The sequence below is a fragment of the Kitasatospora sp. NPDC057904 genome, from assembly GCF_042887925.1.
In the GTDB taxonomy this organism is placed as follows: domain Bacteria; phylum Actinomycetota; class Actinomycetes; order Streptomycetales; family Streptomycetaceae; genus Kitasatospora.
Genome location: NZ_JBHVOL010000011.1, coordinates 286,477 through 304,015, shown reverse-complemented (window position 1 = coordinate 304,015; position 17,539 = coordinate 286,477). Strand labels below are relative to the sequence as shown.

14 protein-coding genes are annotated in these 17,539 nt (G+C 74.1%); 7 read left to right on the top strand and 7 right to left on the bottom strand.

The window, feature by feature from the left end; genetic code table 11:
* Positions 1 to 11: 11 nt before the first annotated feature.
* Together ACFVSN_RS27480 and ACFVSN_RS27475 are read right to left on the bottom strand one after the other, a co-directional pair.
* Entirely contained in the window at positions 12 to 761 is a 750-nt protein-coding gene (locus ACFVSN_RS27480) for an IclR family transcriptional regulator (protein WP_380444903.1), read from the bottom strand.
* Complete coding sequence (locus ACFVSN_RS27475; protein ID WP_387956758.1) at positions 758 to 2,005, bottom strand: sugar kinase; 1,248 nt, start codon at positions 2,003 to 2,005, stop codon at positions 758 to 760. Before ACFVSN_RS27475 ends, ACFVSN_RS27480 begins: the two co-directional genes overlap by 4 nt.
* Before the next feature lie 233 nt (positions 2,006 to 2,238).
* Here ACFVSN_RS27475 and ACFVSN_RS27470 point away from each other — a divergent pair, with 233 nt between their 5' ends.
* From ACFVSN_RS27470 to ACFVSN_RS27450, 5 genes are all read left to right on the top strand, one after another.
* Positions 2,239 to 3,555 carry an alanine racemase gene (locus tag ACFVSN_RS27470; RefSeq protein ID WP_387601347.1) on the top strand — a complete coding sequence of 439 codons (1,317 nt, stop codon included), beginning with the start codon at positions 2,239 to 2,241 and terminating at the stop codon, positions 3,553 to 3,555.
* A complete protein-coding gene (locus ACFVSN_RS27465) occupies positions 3,555 to 5,186 on the top strand; it encodes an amidohydrolase family protein (RefSeq protein ID WP_387601350.1) in 1,632 nt (543 codons plus the stop codon). Before ACFVSN_RS27470 ends, ACFVSN_RS27465 begins: the two co-directional genes overlap by 1 nt.
* Positions 5,183 to 5,815, top strand: a complete 633-nt coding sequence (locus ACFVSN_RS27460) for a bifunctional 4-hydroxy-2-oxoglutarate aldolase/2-dehydro-3-deoxy-phosphogluconate aldolase (RefSeq protein ID WP_380505175.1) — start codon at positions 5,183 to 5,185, stop codon at positions 5,813 to 5,815. The genes ACFVSN_RS27465 and ACFVSN_RS27460 overlap by 4 nt, the downstream gene beginning before the upstream one ends.
* 136 nt (positions 5,816 to 5,951) lie before the next feature.
* Positions 5,952 to 7,529: an alpha-amylase family glycosyl hydrolase gene (locus ACFVSN_RS27455; protein ID WP_387956757.1), complete on the top strand. Its 1,578-nt coding sequence runs from the start codon at positions 5,952 to 5,954 to the stop codon at positions 7,527 to 7,529.
* A 155-nt stretch (positions 7,530 to 7,684) separates the two neighbouring features.
* Positions 7,685 to 8,758 (top strand): hypothetical protein, encoded by a 1,074-nt coding sequence (locus ACFVSN_RS27450; protein WP_387956756.1) that lies wholly within the window; start codon positions 7,685 to 7,687, stop codon positions 8,756 to 8,758.
* 128 nt (positions 8,759 to 8,886) lie between these two features.
* On the opposite strand, the gene ACFVSN_RS27445 is transcribed toward ACFVSN_RS27450, so the two are convergent.
* Together ACFVSN_RS27445 and ACFVSN_RS27440 are read right to left on the bottom strand one after the other, a co-directional pair.
* Positions 8,887 to 9,618 carry a (2Fe-2S)-binding protein gene (locus ACFVSN_RS27445; RefSeq protein WP_387956755.1) on the bottom strand — a complete coding sequence of 244 codons (732 nt, stop codon included), beginning with the start codon at positions 9,616 to 9,618 and terminating at the stop codon, positions 8,887 to 8,889.
* Positions 9,619 to 9,827: 209 nt separating this feature from the next.
* Entirely contained in the window at positions 9,828 to 10,385 is a 558-nt protein-coding gene (locus ACFVSN_RS27440) for a hypothetical protein (RefSeq protein ID WP_387956754.1), read from the bottom strand.
* A 195-nt stretch (positions 10,386 to 10,580) separates the two neighbouring features.
* On the opposite strand from ACFVSN_RS27440, the gene ACFVSN_RS27435 reads away from it, so the two are divergent.
* Positions 10,581 to 11,774 (top strand): sensor histidine kinase, encoded by a 1,194-nt coding sequence (locus ACFVSN_RS27435; protein WP_387956753.1) that lies wholly within the window; start codon positions 10,581 to 10,583, stop codon positions 11,772 to 11,774.
* A gap of 155 nt (positions 11,775 to 11,929) precedes the next feature.
* Here ACFVSN_RS27435 and ACFVSN_RS27430 read toward each other — a convergent pair whose 3' ends face one another.
* Positions 11,930 to 13,513: a purple acid phosphatase family protein gene (locus ACFVSN_RS27430; protein ID WP_387956752.1), complete on the bottom strand. Its 1,584-nt coding sequence runs from the start codon at positions 13,511 to 13,513 to the stop codon at positions 11,930 to 11,932.
* 99 nt (positions 13,514 to 13,612) lie between these two features.
* Here ACFVSN_RS27430 and ACFVSN_RS27425 point away from each other — a divergent pair, with 99 nt between their 5' ends.
* Positions 13,613 to 14,290 (top strand): response regulator, encoded by a 678-nt coding sequence (locus ACFVSN_RS27425; protein ID WP_387956751.1) that lies wholly within the window; start codon positions 13,613 to 13,615, stop codon positions 14,288 to 14,290.
* 389 nt (positions 14,291 to 14,679) lie between these two features.
* Here ACFVSN_RS27425 and ACFVSN_RS27420 read toward each other — a convergent pair whose 3' ends face one another.
* Both ACFVSN_RS27420 and ACFVSN_RS27415 read right to left on the bottom strand, forming a co-directional pair.
* Positions 14,680 to 16,344: a peptide-N4-asparagine amidase gene (locus ACFVSN_RS27420; protein ID WP_387956750.1), complete on the bottom strand. Its 1,665-nt coding sequence runs from the start codon at positions 16,342 to 16,344 to the stop codon at positions 14,680 to 14,682.
* A gap of 163 nt (positions 16,345 to 16,507) precedes the next feature.
* The gene (locus ACFVSN_RS27415; RefSeq protein ID WP_387956749.1) at positions 16,508 to 17,413 is read right to left on the bottom strand and encodes a LysR family transcriptional regulator; all 906 of its coding nucleotides are present in this window, start codon (positions 17,411 to 17,413) and stop codon (positions 16,508 to 16,510) included.
* Positions 17,414 to 17,539: the final 126 nt, after the last annotated feature.

Below are 17,539 nucleotides of genomic sequence, written 5' to 3'. Positions count from 1 at the left end.
TTGACGGAGTGTCAGATCTGTTCCGGTCGACCGCAGTCGGCCGAGATGGCGCGGGTGGTGGCGAGCAACTGCGGTAGCAGGTCCAGCACTTGCTCGTACGAGAGGAGGACGTCCGGCACCGAGATCGACGCGGCGGCGACGACCCGGCCGCTCGCGTCCCGGACCGGCGCGGCCACGCAGTTGATGAAGGCCTCGTGCTCCGCGTGGTCCTGCGCCCAGCCCTGTGCGGCCACCCGCTCCAGCTCGGCGAGCAGCGCCTCGGGCGACGTGAGGGTGTTGGCCGTGTGCGGGGTGAAGTCGACGCCCGCCACGACCCGGCGCCGCTCGGGCAGCGGCAGGTCCGCGAGCAGCACCTTGGAGACGGCGGCGCTGTGCAGCGCGGCGCGCAGGCCGATCCGGGAGTACATCCTGACCGGGTGGCGGGAGTCGAACTTGTCGATGTAGACGACCTCGCCGCCCTCGTACGCGGCCAGGTGGACGGTCTGGCCGGTGGCGGCGTTCAGCTCGGCCAGGTGCGGGGCGGCGATGCGGCGGATGCCGCGCTGCTCCAGGGCGAGGCCGGACAGGGCGAACAGGCCGGCGCCCAGGTGGTAGCGGTAGCCGGCGTCGCGGTAGACGAACCGTTCCGCTTCGAGGCTCTGGAGCAGGCGCAGCACGGTCGTCTTGTGCACGCCGAGCACCTCGGCCAGCTGGTCGAGGGAGCGCTCGCCCTCGCCGAGCTCGGCGAGGATGCGCAGGGCGCGGCTGACGGTCTGGCTCATCGGGCTCCGCTCGGGGTGGTCCGGCTCCGGTCCGGAGTGGTCGGGTCCGGGGTGGTCCGGTCCGGTGCGGTCCGGCTCGCCCGGGAGTCGAGCGCGGGGCTGCTGATGGCGCTCGCCGTGACGCGGGTGGCGGCCCAGGCGGCGGGGGCGGCGTCGAGCAGGGCGGCGACGACGGGCGCGGGCGGCAGCTCGGCCTGGTCGCCGTGGGCGGTGAGCGCGCAGGCCGCGCTCAGGTGGCCGAGGCGCAGCCGGCGGCGCTGGTCCAGGCCGCGGAGCGTGCCGGCGAGGTAGCCGGCCGCGAAGGCGTCGCCCGCGCCGGTGGCCTCGACGACCTCGACGGCGAGGGCCGGTTCGGTGACGGCGGAGCCGTCCCGGCCGAGCGCGGTGACGGCCCGGGCGGCGTCCTTGACGACGATGGTGGCGGGCGACGGGAATCGGCGGCGCAGGACGGCCGGGTTGCCGGTGCCGAACGCGGCCTCGGCCTCGTCGGCGCCGAGCAGCAGGACGTCGGCGGCGTCCAGAAGCGGTGGCAGGACGGCCGGGTCGCGGTCGCGCCAGAGTGCGGGGCGCCAGTTGAGGTCGAAGCTCACCAGACGGCGGGGGCTCGTGCGGGCGTTCGGGGTCTTCGGGGTGTCCGGGCTCGTCGGGTTGGTCGGGCGCGTCGGGTTGTGTGGGCTCTTCGGGGTGTCCGGGTGGCTCGCGCGCGGGTCGGTGAGCAGGGCGCGCAGGAGGGCGAGGCAGTCGTCGGAGAGTGCGGCCGTGATGCCGGACAGGTGCAGCAGCCGGGCGCCGGCCAGCAGGCGGGCGGCCGTCGGATCGTCCAGCAGGGCGGGGGAGAGTGCGGCGGCGGCCGAGCCGCGGCGGTGGTAGTGCAGGCGGCTGCGGCCCGGGCCGAGGTCGTGGTGGTGGCCGGTGGATCCGCCGACCTCCTTGAGGTAGAGGCCCGTCGGCCGGTGCGGGTCCACCGCGACGGCCGAGACGTCGACCCCGCGGGCGGCCACCTCGGCGACCAGGCGGCGGCCGAAGCCGTCGTCGCCGACCCGGCTGATCCACGCGGTGGGCACGCCGAGCGCGGCGAGGGCCCCGGCGACGTTGGACTCCGCGCCGCCGACCGACAGCCGGAAGGTGTCCACCGCCTCCAGCGGGCCCGGGCGGTCCGGCAGCAGGACGGCCATCGACTCGCCCACGCAGACGGCGGCCGGCGGGCCGGGGCGCGCCGGGCCCGGGGTGTCCTGTGGCGGCATCTGCTGGGCTCCTCGTCTGCGACTGTGCCCGGGGCGGCGGCATCGGACCGGCTCCGACGGCTTTCGACGGCCTTCGACGGCTTTCGACGGCTTTCGACGGCTGAGGTCGGTTCCGCTCACCGTGGTCCGGGGGCGGTTCCGTTGACCGTGGTCCGGCGCCGATGCTAGAACCGTGATGCCAGCATGTGCAACCCTTGTTGCGCATGTTGCAACCTGGCTGATGGAGGAAGACAGTGGGGCAGACCTTCGCACGCGGCGCATTCGCCTGCGCCGGCACCGGTCCCGGCATCGACGCCGCCGCGGTCGCGGCGCTCGCCGACGAGGTGCTGGACTGGCGGTTCAAGGCGGTCCCGGCCGACGGGCACGGCCGTACCGTCCGGGACTGGCTGGCCACCGGGCCCACCCTGAGTGGGCTCGGCACCCCGCTGCTCACCCTCGACGCCGCCGCCCTCGACCACAACCTGCGCACCATGGCCGACTGGTGCGCCAAGGCGGGTGTCGCCCTCGCCCCGCACGGCAAGACCACGATGGCGCCCGCCCTCTGGAAGGCGCAGCTGGACACCGGCAGCCACGGCATCACCCTCGCCAACCTGCCCCAGGTCCGCGTCGCCCGCGCCTTCGGCGTCCAGCGGATCCTGCTCGCCAACACCCTGCTCGACCCGGTCGGACTGCGCTGGCTCGCCGGTGAACTCGACGCCGACCCGGAGTTCGGCTTCGTCTCCTGGGTGGACGGCGTCGAGAGCGTCCAGCTGATGGACGAGGCGCTGCGTGCCGCCGGGGCCGAGCGGCCCGTCGAGGTGCTCGTCGAACTCGGCGGCCCCGGTGGGCGGACCGGCGCCCGCGGCGTCGACGCGGCCTTCGAGGTCGCCGCCGCCGTCCTGCGTGCCCCGACCCTGCGGCTGGCCGGCGTCGGCGGGTACGAGGGAGCGCTCGCCCACGATGCGACGGCCGAGAAGCTCGCCACCGTCCGCGGCTACCTCAAGGCGCTCGCCGACCTGCACGGGCGGCTCGCCCGCGCCTACCCCGACGACGCGCCGCCGATCGTCTCGGCCGGCGGCAGCGCCTACTTCGACCTGGTGGTCGAGGAGTTGGCCGCGCTGCCGGACGCGTTGACCGTGCTGCGCTCGGGCGCCTACGTCGCGCACGACGACGGCTTCTACCGCGGCATCTCGCCGCTCGTCCGGGGCGCCGGGGACGCTCCCTTCCGGGGTGCCCTGCACGGCTGGGCGCGCGTGGTCTCCCGGCCCGAAGCGCAACTCGCCCTGCTGGACGCCGGAAAGCGCGACCTGCCCTTCGACGAGGGCATGCCGGAGCCGCAACTCGTACGCGGGGGCACCGGATTGACCGACACAGTGGCCCGGATCACCGCGCTCAACGACCAGCACGCGTTCCTGCGGGACGCCGGCGACCTCGCACCCGTCGGTGCGGTGCTGCGCCTCGGCGTATCCCACCCGTGCACCGCCTTCGACAAGTGGACCGCGATCCCCGTGCTGGACTCCGCGGACGCGGCCGAGCCCAAGGTCACCGGGCTGGTCAGGACGTTCTTCTGATGAACCAGGGCGAGGGCGGGGAGCCAGGCGGGGCGGTCGTCTTCCGTGGCGCGACCGTCGTCGACGGCACCGGCGCGGAGCGCTACCGGTCCGACGTCCGGATCGCCGACGGGCTGATCACCGGGATCGGGGCCGGGCCGGACGGCGGGCGCGTCGTGGACGCCGACGGGCTCGTCCTCGCCCCCGGGTTCATCGACATGCACGCCCACTCCGACCTCGCCCTGCTGCTCGAACCCGAGCACCCGGCCAAGGTCACCCAGGGCGTCACCTGCGAGGTCCTCGGGCAGGACGGACTGTCGTACGCCCCGGTGGACGACACCACCCTGCCCGCGCTACGCCGCCAACTCGCGGGCTGGAACGGCGATCCGGCGGACCTCGACTGGGACTGGCGCGACGTCGGCGGCTACCTGGACCGCCTCGACCGCACCCGGGCCGCCGTCAACGCGTGCTACCTCGTCCCGCACGGCTCGCTGCGCATGCTCGCCATGGGCTGGGCCGACCGCGCGCCGACCCCGCTCGAACTCGACCGGATGCGCCAGGAGTTGGCGCGCGGGCTGCTGGCCGGGGCGGTCGGCATGTCCAGCGGGCTGAGCTACACGCCCGGGACGTACGCGGACACCGCCGAGCTGGTCGACCTGTGCACGGTGGTCGCGGCCTACGGAGGTTTCCACGCGCCGCACCAACGTTCCTACGGTGCGGGTGCGTTGGAGGGGTACGCGGAGATGGTGGAGATCTCCCGGCGGAGCGGGTGCGGACTGCACCTGACCCACGCGACGATGAACTTCGGCGTCAACGCGGGCCGGGCCGGGGAACTGCTGGACCTCGTCGACGCGGCGCTCGCCGACGGCGTGGACCTCACCCTGGACAGCTATCCGTACCTGCCGGGATCCACCACCCTGGCGGCCCTGCTGCCGAGTTGGGCCACCGAGGGCGGCCCGGCCGCGACCCTCGCCCGGCTCGCCGACCCGGCGGCGTGCGAGCGGATCCGGCACGCGGTGGAGGAGACGGGCAGCGACGGCTGCCACGGCGTGGTCACGGACTGGGCGACGATCCAGGTCTCGGGCGTCCGCTCGGCCGAACTGGCGGACGCGGTCGGCCGGACGGTCGCCGATCTCGCCGCCGAACGGGGGAGCGGCGGCACGGACGTCTTCCTCGACCTGTTGCGGCGGGACGAACTGGCCACGACGATCCTCCAGCACGTCGGCCACGAGGAGAACGTCCGGGCGATCATGCGCCACCCCGCGCACACCGCGGGCAGCGACGGGTTGCTGGTCGGCGCCCGTCCGCACCCGCGAGCCTGGGGCACGTTCCCGCGCTACCTCGGCCACTACGGCCGGGAGTTGGGCGTGCTCACACTGGAGGAGGCGGTGGCCCGGATGACCGGGCGGCCCGCCGCCAGGCTCGGGCTGCACCGGCGCGGCCGGATCGCGCCCGGCTACCACGCGGACCTGGTGCTCTTCGACCCCGAGCGGGTCCGCGACGCCGCCACCTTCGAGCAGCCCCGGCTGCCCGCCGAAGGCATCGAGCACGTCTACGTCAACGGCACCGCCGTCGTCCGGCAGGGCCGCACCACGGGCGCCAGGCCCGGGCGGGCCCTGCGCCGCACCGATCGAGGAGCCCGAGCCCTGTGACCTCCCCCGCGCCTTCCCCCCTCTCCGCTCTGAGCGACGACCGGGTCCTCGCCGTGGTCCGCGCGCCGCGGATCCCGGATGCCGCCGCGCTGTGCGCCGCGCTCGCCGACGGTGGCATCACCTGGACCGAATTCACGTACACCACACCGAATGTGACGGAGTGCCTGTCCGCCGCTTCCAAGGCCGGGTGGCGGGTCGGAGTGGGGACCGTCCTGACCGCGGAGCAGGCCGAACGCGGGGTCGCGGCCGGGGCGTCGTTCCTCGTCACCCCCGGCTGCCGGCCCGAGGTGGCCGCCGCCGCGCACGCCGCCGGGGTGCCGGTGGTGCTCGGCGCGCTCACCCCGACCGAGGTGGCCCACGCGGTCGACCTGGGCGCGGCGGCCGTCAAGATCTTCCCGGCGAAGGCGTTCGGGCCCGGCTACTTCAAGGACCTGCTCGGCCCGTACCCGGACGTCCCGCTGGTCGCCTCGGGCGGGGTGAACGCGGGCAACGCCGCCGCGTTCCTCGCCCACGGTGCGTTCGCGGTCTGCGCGGGCACGGACGTGGTGCCGCCGGACGCCGTCGCGGCGGGGGACTGGGCGGAGATCACGCGCCGGGCCCGGGCGTTCACGCAGGCCTGCGGACGGTAGGGCGGGGCGCGCGGTGGGCTCGCCGCCGGGGTCCCGGTCGCGAGGTCGGCGCGCTGGTGCGGCGCACTGTCGGGGCGGGCGGGATTGCGCGAGAATCGGGGGACCCGGCCCCGGACCCGGCAGGAGGACCCAGCCCATGACCTCGACCCGCCCCGGCCCCGACTGGCTGGCCGACGCCGTCCTCTACCAGATCTACCCCCAGAGCTTCGCCGACTCCGACGGCGACGGCATCGGCGACTTCGGCGGCATCGCCGAGCACCTCGACCACCTCTCCTGGCTCGGCGTCGACACGGTCTGGCTCAACCCCTGCTTCGCCTCGCCGTTCCGCGACGCCGGCTACGACATCACCGACTACTTCACCCCCGCCCCGCGCTACGGCAGCACCGACGGCCTGGTCGCCCTGGTCGAGGCCGCCCGCCGCAAGGGCATCCGGATCCTGTTCGACCTGGTCGCCGGCCACACCTCCGACCGCCACCCCTGGTTCCTGGCCGCCGTCGACGACCCGGCCGACCACCGCTACATCTGGTCCGACCGGCAGACGGACGGCTTCGTCGCCTCGCCCGGCAGCCGTCCCGGCTGCTACCGGCCGAACTTCTTCGACTGCCAGCCCGCCCTCAACTTCGGCTACGCGCGCCCGAGTTCCGACGAACCCTGGCGCCAGCCGGTGGACGCGGACGGGCCGCGCGCCAACCGGGCGGCGCTGCGCGACATCATGTCCCACTGGCTCGGCCTCGGCGTGGCGGGCTTCCGCGTCGACATGGCGTACTCGCTCGTCAAGGACGACCCGGACCGGACCGAGACCGGGAAGCTCTGGACCGGCCTGCGCGACTGGCTCGACCGCACCCACCCGCAGGCCGCCCTGTTCGCCGAGTGGGGCGACCCGGCCGCCGCCCTCTCGGCCGGCTTCCACGCCGACTTCTTCCTCCACTTCGGCGGCGCCGACCGCGGCCTCCCGCTGCGATCCCTCTGGAACAACAACGGCGGCACGGTCGAGGACTTCTGGCACCAGGACGCGTGCTACTTCGAGGCCGACGGCCGCGGCACGCCGCAGGTCTTCCTCGACGCGTGGCGCTCGGCCGCCGAACTCACCGAGGACAGCGGCCACATCGTGCTGCCCACCGCCAACCACGACTTCTCCCGCCTCGCGACCGGTCCGCGCACCGCCGAGGAACTGCCCGCCGCCTTCACGTTCCTGCTCACCTGGCCGACCCTGCCCGCCGTCTACTACGGCGACGAGATCGGCATGCGGTACGTGCCGGGCCTGCCCGACACCGAGGGCAGCGTGCTCGGCCCGCGCTACAACCGGGCCGGCTCGCGCACCCCGATGCAGTGGACGCCCGGCCCGACGGCCGGCTTCTCCGCCGCCGCACCCGAGCGGCTCTACCTGCCCGTCGACCCGGACCCGCACCGGCCGGACGTGCTCACCCAGCGCGCCGACCCGACCTCGCTGCTGCACACCGTCCGGCGGCTGATCGCGCTGCGGCGGGCGCACCCGGGGCTGGGTGCGTCGGGCGGGGTGGACGTGCGGTGTGCCGGGTACCCGCTGGTGTACACGCGGTCGGGGCGGTACCTGGTGGCCGTCAATCCGCGGCGGGAGCCCGGTGCGGTGCCGCTGGGGGAGGCCGTCCGGGCGCTGGACGCCCAGGGCGTGCGGGTCGTGGACGGGGAGCTGCGGGCGGACGGGTTCGGGTACGGGGTGTTCGAGCTGGTGTGAGTCCGGGTGCTCCGGGGCCCGCTTCCGATCGACCTCGGATAGTTGTAAGCTACATCCATAGATGGTTGCATTTACCACCTTCATTGGTTGTATTTACCACTTATCTCTTCATGTAGCACAGTGTCACCGCGTCATCGGAGGACGGTACGAACGCCATGAGCAGCACACCCCGGAACCCCGCTGCAGCGCCCGCCCTGGGGCACTCGCTCAAGCACCTCGCCGTCCACCTGATCACCCCGCTGCTGATGTGCCTCGGCATGGCGCTCGCCTACCAGGGCGCCTTCCACCAGCCCGAACCGCACCACCTCAAGGTCGCCGTCGTCGGCACCACCCCGCAGGCGCAGGGCCTCGCGCAGGCGATCCGCGCGAAGGCCGGGGACGCCCTCGACGTCCGCACGCTGCCCGACCGCGCCGCCGCCGAGCGGCAGCTCAAGGACCGCGACCTGGTCGGCGCGTTCGTGCCGGACGCCCGCAGCCCCGAACTGATCGTCGCCAAGGGCAACTCGGACACCTCGGTCGTCGCCGCCACGGCGGTCTTCACCGGCGTCACCGACCGGCAGGGCGTCCCGCTGCACGTCATTGACCTCACGACACCCGCCAAGGGCGACCCTACCGGCCAGGGACTGTTCTTCCTCCTGGTCGCGCTGAGCATCGGCTCGTACGCGAGCGTCGCCGTGATCGGCGCGGCGGGCGCGGCGCTGGGCACGCGGATCCGGGCGCTCGTCGGCCTCGTGGTCTCGCTCGTCGTGAGCGTGATCGGGATCGTCACCGCAGGCCCGGTGTTCCACGTCGTCGACCACGACGCGGCGGCGGTGTGGGCGCTCGGCTGGCTCTACTCGGCGGGTGTGGTCTTCATCGGCATCGGTCTGCACACCTTCCTGAAGAAGTGGACCACGCTCACGATGATGGTCCTGTTCGTGATGCTCAACTTCACGACCTCCGGCGGCATCTACCGCCCCGAGCTGCAGAACGGCTTCTTCGGCACCCTGCACGGCTTCTGGACCGGCGCCGGCTTCCTGGAGGGGGCGCGCAGCATCCTCTACTTCGACGGCGGGGCCGGCCTGGGCGGGCACGTTCTGACGCTGGTGGTGTGGCTCCTGCTCGGCGGGGCGGCCATAGTGGCCGCGGCCCTGTACGAGCGGCGCGGGCGCCGTCCCCTGGAGGCCGCGCGGGGTGAGGAGGCGGACGTCGAGGCCGAGGAGGAGATGGAGGAGGCGGTCGCGGTCTGACCGCGGACGGATGAGGACTTCGCCCGGTGTCAGGGATCGGCACCGGGCGGGGGATCGACGGCCCGCGCCCGGCCCTGGACAAGCCGGGCGTGGGCTGCTGCGTTCTCGTCGCCGTGGCCGCTATCGACTCAGGGTCTCTTGGCGGACGGCGGGCGGGTGAAGCAGCAGTCCCCGCACACGCCGGCGCCCGGGCCCACGCGGTAGTACAGGCAGCAGCTGCGGCGCCGGAACACCGTGCCGTGCGGGCCCGTGCGGAGTGTGCCCGACCCGGCGAGTGGCGGCTGGTCCAGCAGCTCGGCGACCAACGTGCGGGCGGCGTCCGGAGCGTGACCGTCCAGGACGCGCAGGGTGCCGGCGAGGGCGGACGCGGAATTGCCGAGCAGCAGTCGGGCGGAGAGCGGGACGACGGCGCGGACGGCGGCGGCGAGGGGCTCCAACTGGCCGTCGACGATGGCGTCGTGGAGTTGCTGCGGGAGCGTCCCGGTGGCAGACGGGCCCTGTGGTGTCCGCTGTGGCGTCCACAGGTCCATCGGGCCCTGGTCGGGGATCCGCATCCACGCTTCCTCCAGTGACGGCACCGCCCCGAGCAGGACGGCCGCGCCCACGCCGACCGACCAGAACCGCGCGGCCAGGCCCAGGTGCAGGATCGACGCGGCGACCCGGAGCTCGGTGGTGCCGAGCCGCCGCGCCACGACGTGCACCCGCGCCGCCAGCGGTCCGTGCGGCCCGCCGTCGTACAGCTCCCGCAGCGGCCGGTAGCCCGGCGGCGGGGTGTCGTCGGCGGAGGTGGCCGTGCCGAGGGCGAAGTACGGGCCGACGGCGGCGAGCCGGCGGAGGTCGGCGGCGGGCGCGGGGTTCACCGGCCATCCCCTGCGTGGCCGGTGAACCCCGCGCCCTGGTCGGAGGGTTCGGAGGGTTCGGAGGGTTCGGAGGGTTCGGGGTGTTCGGCGCGTGCGGCGTGATCGGCACGTACGGGGTGTGTGGCACGTTCGCCGTGCCGGTCGCCGGACGGGGTGGTGCGGGCGGTCATCGGGCGGGCCTCCGAGCTGGGTCGGGCGGCCCGGCGGGCTCAGCCCCGCACGGTGAAGCCGCCGCTGGTGGTGGGGAGGAACGCTACCGTGCCCTGGCAGTCGGACACCGGCGCGCCGAACATGCCCCACACCCAGCCGACCCGGCCCGCGTGCCGCCCGTTCCCCTGCACGGTGAGCGCCACCTTCGCGCCCACCGGCGTCCGGCCCGGGAACCACGGCGCCTCGCCGCTGGTCACCACGCCGGTCGCGATCGCCTCCCGGCCGCCGACGCCCAGGCAGGTGATGTCGCCCGAGAAGTCGGCGACCAGCCGGCCGTCGGTGTGGACGTGGGTGACGTGGAAGTGCCCGCGGGTGGTGCGGGGGTCGGTGTTGACGTCGGCGCGGGCGTCCACCTCGATCCGCACGGCGTCGCCCTCGAAGCCGGTGAACGTGGTGGTCAGGACGGTCCCGGCGGCCCCGTGGACGCTGACCGGCCCGAAGTCGTCGGAGTGGGTGTCGGAGGGCGTGCCGGCGGTGGCGCTCGCGGGCGCGGCGGCGGTGATCGTCGCGGCCAGGAGGCAGAAGGCGGCTGCGGCGGTGGCGAGGCGGCGGTTCATGGTCCGTCCTCCTGTGGGCGGGTTGCGTGTGGGCGGGTCGTGTGTGGGTGGGACGCGGTGGCAGGTGCGTCGGGAACCACTCTGCTCGGTGCGGGTCTGCCAAACCTCCCGCTGTGGAGTGGAGTTGCCTCCACCGGGAGGAGGAGCCCGAATCTCCCGGCATCCCCCGGGAGAGCTGCCCGTAGGCTCGCGTGTGTGCGTACCGATCTCCCGTCCGGCGTCGGCCGGTTCCGTCGTGTGCCGGCGCTGATGGCCGGGGTGGCTTTGCTGCTGCCCGTCGTGCTGGCGCACCCGGGCGAGCACGGGGCGGCGTTGCTCGTCGCCGTGATGGCGGCGGTGGTGACGGTGGTCACGCTGCTTCCGTGGCCTGCTGGGCGGATCGCGCTCGCGGCCGGTGCGGGGGCCGTGGCAGGCCTGTCACTGCTGCTCGACGTCGGGTACTCCGGGCCGTACCGGCTGCCCGCGTTCTGGCTGCCGTTCGAGTGGCTCGCGCTGCTCGCGGTGCTGTTCCGGGTCGTGCGACGGGTGCCCGGGCGGTGGGTCGGCGTGGTCGGCGTGGCGGTCGGGTGCGCAGCTGCGCTCCTGCCACTGCGTTTCACCCTGCGGATGCCGCACGGCAGTTGGGCGGGGTCGCTGATCGCGCTCCTGCTGGCGCTGCTGCCTGCCCTCGGGGTGGCCGGGGCCTCCCTCTACCTGCGCGTGCTGGACGCCCGGCGGGAACGCGCCGTCGACCGGGCGCGCCGCGAGCAGCGGCTCGAAGTCGCCCGCGGGCTCCACGACTTCGTCGCCCACGAGATCACCGGGATCGTGCTGGAGGCGCAGGCGGGCCAACTCGGGCCGCAGGACGGGGAGGAGACGGCGGCCCTGTTGCGGCGCCTGGAGGAGGCGGGCCTGCGGGCGCTCGACTCGATGGACGAGATGGTCGGTGCGCTGCGTGACCCGCAGTCCGGCGAGGCCGTCCGGGAAGCGCGCCGGTTCGGGCCGGCCGACCTGCCCGAACTGGTCGCGCGCTTCGACTCGGCCGGGGGCACGCGCGCCACTGTCCACCTGCCGCCGGACCCGGATGCCCTGTTGGCAGCCGAGGCCGGGGCCACCGTGTACGCCGTCGTGCTGGAGGCGCTGACGAACGTCCGCCGGCATGCTCCGGGGGCGGGTGCGGTGGTCGTTCGGGTGAGTGCCGCGGTGGGGACGGAGGTCGAGGTTTCCGTGACGAACGACGGCGGCTCTCCTGCGCGGCGGGGCCGCAGGCTGCTGCGCCGCCGCCCCGGCGCGGGCGGCACGGGCCTGGTCGGTCTCACGGCGCGGGTCGCTGCCCACGGCGGGGCGCTCACGGCCGCGCCGCACGGAGTGGGTGGCTGGCGCGTCGTGTGCACGCTGCCGGGGCGGTAGTGGGGCGTGTGCTGGGCGCGGGAGGGGGCGGCGGACGGCTGACGGATGACGGCGAACAGAAAACAGAAAACAGATGACAGATAACAGATGTTGAAAGTTGTCATCTGTTATCTGTTCGCCGTCATCCGTCCGGCCCCGCCCCCGCCCCCGCTCCGTCAGAGCTCGCGCCCGCCGCCGCGGGAGCCGCGCGGGCGGGTGAGTGTGAAGCGGTCCACGGGGACGAGGTCGCCGTACGGGCCGCTGACGGAGTAGTAGGTGACGTTGATGCTGGTGTCGCCGCCGCGCTCGCCCGGGTCGACCTCGAACGCGGCGAAGCCGTACGGGTTGTCGGCGTCGCGGAAGGCGGACCACGGCGCGTCCTCGATCACGTACACCGGCGGGCGCTTGCCGGTGGCGGGGTCGACCGCGCCGATGCCGGTGATGACGCGGGCCTTGGCCGGGCTGAAGAACAGGTGGTTCGAGGGGGCGGAGGTGCCGCCGCCGCCGATGACCATGTGGACGGTGCCCCGGGTGGTGTCGATCGTCCCGGTGTCGGTCGCGACCGGGATCGGCGTGCGGGTGTCGGTGGGCTGCTGGCCGCGGATCGGGTGGGAGCGCTCGTAGTGGTGCTCGTGGCCGCAGACGACGAGGTCGACGCCGTACCGGTCGAACAGCGGTACCCAGGATTCGCGGATGCCGAGGTCGGCGCCGTTGAACTTGTCGGCGGTGGAGATCACCACCTGGTGCATGCAGACGACGATCCAGTCGATCTCCGGGTCGGCATCGGCGGCGGCCAACTCCCGTTCCAGCCAGCGCTGCTGGGCGCCGCCGGAGTAGCCGTGGACGTAGGAGTTGCCGGCGTCCTGGTAGGCGACGTCGTCGTTGTTGAGGCTGATGACGCGCACCGCGCCCGCCGTGAACGCGTACCAGAGGCCGCGTAGTTCGTCGTCGGAGCCGGAGGACGGCAGGTCGAAGTAGGCCTGGTAGGCGCCGTAGCCGATCGGGCCGTTGCCCTTCTCGTTCTCGTGGTTGCCGGCCGCCGGCATCCAGGGGCGGTGGCGCGCGGAGCGGGAGTTGTTCTCGAACCAGTCGGACCACGTGCGGACGCGGTCGGTGGCCAGGTTGGCGTAGCAGAGGTCGCCGTTGACCAGGTGGAACAGCGGCGCGACGCGCTCGACCCCGGCGGTGGTGTCGCCGGCGGCGAGGCTGCCGAGGTTGTCGTTGGCCCAGCCGTTCGCGGTCTGCTTGCCGAGGGTGGGGGTGCCCTGGTCGCCGAAGCTGGTGAAGGTGAAGGCGGCCCGGCCGCGCGGCGCGGTGCGCACGGTGCCGAGCTCCGGGGTGGCGCCGTCGTGGACGGCCGCGTACACGTAGTCCGTGTCGGGGCGCAGGCCGCTCAGCCGGGCGTGGTGCACCTGGACCTCGGTGCCGGACTGGGCGTCGCGGTAGGTGGTGGTCGACGCGTCCTCGCTGCGGCCGAAGCCGCCGTGCGAAGTGCCGTACATCACCCGGGGGTTGGCGACGGACGCGGTGGTGTGCCAGGACACCACGACCTCCCGCGAGGCGTCCGCGCCGAACTGGAGGTGCAGGCCCGCGACGCGCGGCGCACCGGAGCGGTCCGGCCGTTCCCACAGCAGTGGGGAGGCGGCGGCCGGCGTCGCCGCGACGCCGGAGAGGGACACGGCGCCGCCGAGCCCGAGGCCGGTGGCGCCGGCCAGGAGACCGCGCCTGCTGACGGGGGGACGTCCACTGGATGCGTTCATGCCCGCCAGCCTGATGGTCCGCAGGTGAACCGCGCCGGGTTTCCGACGTGAACACTCCGGCCCGTCCGGCAACGGCACCCGCGTGGGAGACTGCCGGGCGTGACGAGTACGAACGGGGCTCCGGGGGAGCGGCTCATCCGGACGCTGATCGCGGACGATCAGGAGGCGGTCCGGCGCGGGGTGCGGCGGATCCTGGAGGCGCAGCCGGACATCGAGGTCGTGGGGGAGGCGGCGGACGGGGTCGCGGCCGTCGAGCTGGCCGCGCGGCTGCGGCCGGACGTGGCGCTGGTGGACGTCCGGATGCCGCGCATGGACGGGCTGGAGGTGACCCGGCGGCTCGCGGGGTCCGTGCACGTCGTGGTGCTGACCACCTTCGACCTGGACGAATACGTGTACCCGGCGCTGCAGTTCGGCGCGTCGGGGTTCCTGCTGAAGCGCTCGGGGCCGGCGCTGCTCGCGGAGGCGGTGCGGGCGGCGGCCGGGGGCGAGAGCCTGATCAGTCCGTCGGTCACGGTGCGGCTGCTCAGGCACGTGACGGCGCCGCGCCGGGATGCCGGCCGTCCGGCGCCGGTGGTGGCGCTGACGGAGCGCGAGGTGGAGATCGCCGGGCAGGTCGCGGCGGGGCGGACGAACGCGGACATCGCCGCGGAGCTGTTCATCTCGGCCGGGACGGTGAAGACGCACGTGGCCAGCATCCAGCGGAAGCTGGGGGTGCGGAACCGGGTGGGCATCGCGGTGCACGCCTGGGAGATGGGGTTCGCTGTGCCCGGCCGGTAGGAGTGAGCCGGCAGGGGTGAGTCAGCAGGAGTGAGCCGGCAGGGGTGAGCCGGCAGGGCTGAACTCGGCAGGTGTGAGTCGTCAGGGGTGAAGTCGGCAGAGGGCGTGAAAGAGCGGTCCACGGAGCCGAGGGGCTGCTCCGTGGACGCGCGGAACCTGCGAGGCGGAGGGGCCTCCGGACATCGCGTCCTCCGGCCGTGGGTTGTTCGATCGTCGACCGAGGTAGTTCACAGCGGCAGACCCTGATCCGTCTCGATCTGTCGCCACTGCCTCCTGCGGTCGAACTTCCTCGTCTACCTCGCAGGTCCATCTCTCATCATGCGCTTCCCCGGCGCCGTGCACCAGGGTTTTTCCGCCCGAATTGGGACGATTTTCGCGGCGGGTGACCGCTACGACACGGGCCAGCCGTCCACCGTGGTGATCGTCCGCCGGTACGGCCCGTCGGGCCCGGTGCTGCGGTAGTCCTCGGTGCTGCCTCCGGTGCGGACGGTGCGGTCGCCGTCGTGGCGGTGGGCGGTCGGGCGCAGCGCGTGGTCGACGGTGGCGACCGAGGTGACGTGGCCGCCGGTGGCCGCGGTGGCGACGCGGTGGTAGCCGAGGTCCATCGAGGTCACCTGGTCGGTGTTGCCGGCCGCGTCGCGGGTGAGGCGGTAGGTGACGTCGAGCGGTTCGGACTCGTGGACGGTGGTGGTTCGGTGCGGGCCGCCGCCCCAGGTGGAGGTGGAGCGGGTGAGGTCGGTGCCGTTGTGCAGGGTCACGTCGTTGCCGCCGTCGCGCAGTTGCTGGGCCGAGCCGAAGGAGAGGTCGTCGCGGACCTCGGTGGTGACGCGCCCGTGCGAGGTTTGCACCCAGCCGCGCGCGAGGTCGTGGCGCCCGGCGCCGACCGTCCAGTCGCCGCTGCCTCCGCCGTGGTCGGCGAGGGCGGTGGTGACGGCGGCCTCGGGGGCGACGCGGTAGTCGGTGAGCTGTCCGGTGGTGCGGTCGGTGCCGTGGTCGGTGTCGGCGAAGAGGTTGACCTGGCCGGTCCAGGCGTCGTTGCTCTGCGCCTCGGCGGCGTTGACGGTGATCCCGACGCTGTGCGGGCGGCCGTCGAGGAGCAGGCCGACGTACGGGGTGAGGTCGAGCCGGTAGGCGGGCAGGTCGAAGGCGAAGATCCCCGGGACGGGCCGCCACAGCAGCGGGTCCCAGCCGCCGGTGTAGATCACCGGGTAGGGCCAGACCGCGCCGGCGACCCGGCCGTCCACGGTGAGCCGCAGTTCGCGGAACGGGCCCTTGCCGCACGCGCCGAGACCCGGGTTGGCGCTGACGAAGGCGTCGGGCGCGGAGGCGTACGCGAACTCCTCGCAGGCGCCGCCGCCGCGGGTGTAGACCTCGGCGGTGAGGCGTTCGAGGTTCTGCGGGAAGGTGACGTCCCGGGTGGCGGTGGGGGTGGCCTGCGTGAGCGAGAACGGGCCGGTGGTGAGGAGCCGGTCCGCGGTGTGCGGGGCGGGCCGGCGGTCGGAGGTGGTGTAGAAGGTGAGGCTCGCCGAGATCGTGTAGACGCCGGTGTAGGTGACGTCCGTGACGTTGGCGAGGTCGAAGCTGAACGGCTGCGGGCCGCCGGCGAACAGCGGCGCGTAGCGGGTCACATCGTGCTCGACGTTCCAGCGGATGCCGTCCTTCGACGGTTCCGGGGTGGAGGACAGCAGCACCTGGACGCCGCCGATCCGCACGCTGAAGATCCGGTCGAACTGCCGCCCGGCGACCTGGCCGTGGAGGTCCAGCACGACGGCGGACCACGGCCCGGCGCAGTCGGCGGGCGGGGTGAGGGCGGCGTCGTACGGGGTGTCCGGCGGGTTGCCGTAGCCGTTGCGGAACTCGCGCTCGTGCATGACCTCGACGGTGCACGAGCGGGTGTCGGGCCGGGTGAGCGGCTTCTCGGCGGTGTACGGGTCGTGGTAGCCGGAGCCGAAGTCGGCGTGCGCGGGGCCGGCGGCGGTGACGGCCGCGGTGAGGGTCAGGACGGCGGCGCCGAGTAAGCGGGCGGCGCGGCGAAGCAGGGGGCGGACGGCCAACGGGTGTCCTCGGGGCTCGGGTCGGGCGGCCCACGGCGTGGTGCCCGCGGGCCGGGTGGACGGTCCGCGCATCCTTCCGGCGGTGGCATGTGACCGTCAAGGTGTCCTCGGGGCCGTCAAGGTGCTCCCGGGGCCGTCAAGGCACATTTCGGCGGGGTCGCCTTCAGCGGTCCGCCTCCAGCGCCGCCGCCTCCTGCCGGATCAGGTCGCGCAGCGCCGCGAGCCGGGGCCGGCGGTCGTCGAGGCGCCACTGCATCTCCAGCGGCAGGGTGGCCCGGCCCTCCAGGCGGACGGTGGCGACGTCGCCGGTGAGGTGGCCGGTCATCGAGCCGGGGACGAGCGAGAACGCGCGGTTGCGGGCGAGCAGGTAGAGCCGGGAGCCGACGATCCGCGGCGGGCTGACCAGCACCGGCGGGTCCACGCCGCGGTCGGCGCACAGGCCGAGGACGTGGTCGTAGTAGCGCGGGTGCTGTTCGCGCGGCCACAGCAGCAGGGGCAGGTCGCGCAGTTCGGCGAGCCGGACGGCGTCCCGCCCGGCGAGCGGGTGGTCGCGGCCGAGCGCCACCCGGACCGGCTCGTCGGCGATCCGTTCCAGCCGGTAGCCGGGCACCTCGGCGAGGAAGCGGCCGAGGCCGATGTCGGCGAGTTCGGCGGCCAGGGTGGCGGACACCTGCCCGGTGTCGACGGCGAGTTCGGCCGCCACCAGCGCGGGCAGCTCCTGTTCGGCCCGGCTGATCACGGCCGGCAGGAGCCGGTTGACCACGCTCGGCGAGGCGACGATCCGGGCGGTGCCCAGCCGGGACTCCTCGTGCAGCCGCACCCGGGCCAGCAGCGCCCCGGCCTGTTCGAGCAGCCGGGCGCTCTCGGCGGCCATCACCTCGCCGGCCTCGGTCAGACGGACCGACCGGCGGCTGCGGTCGAACAGCTCGACGCCGACCGTCCGCTCCAGCCGGGCGACCTCCTGGCTGACCGTCGGCTGCGAGACGTGCAGTCGCTCGGCGGCCCGGCCGAAGTGCAGCGTGTCGGCGACGACGAGGAAGACCTCCAGCTGACGCAAGGTGAAACGCATGCTTCGAAGCCTAGGTCAAACCCATAGTTCAAAGCCTATGGGAAGGGGCAGTACTCATTCTGGATCCCGATCCGAGCCGTCCGTACGCTGATGATCACCTTGCCCCGCCGCAGTGGCATGTCACAG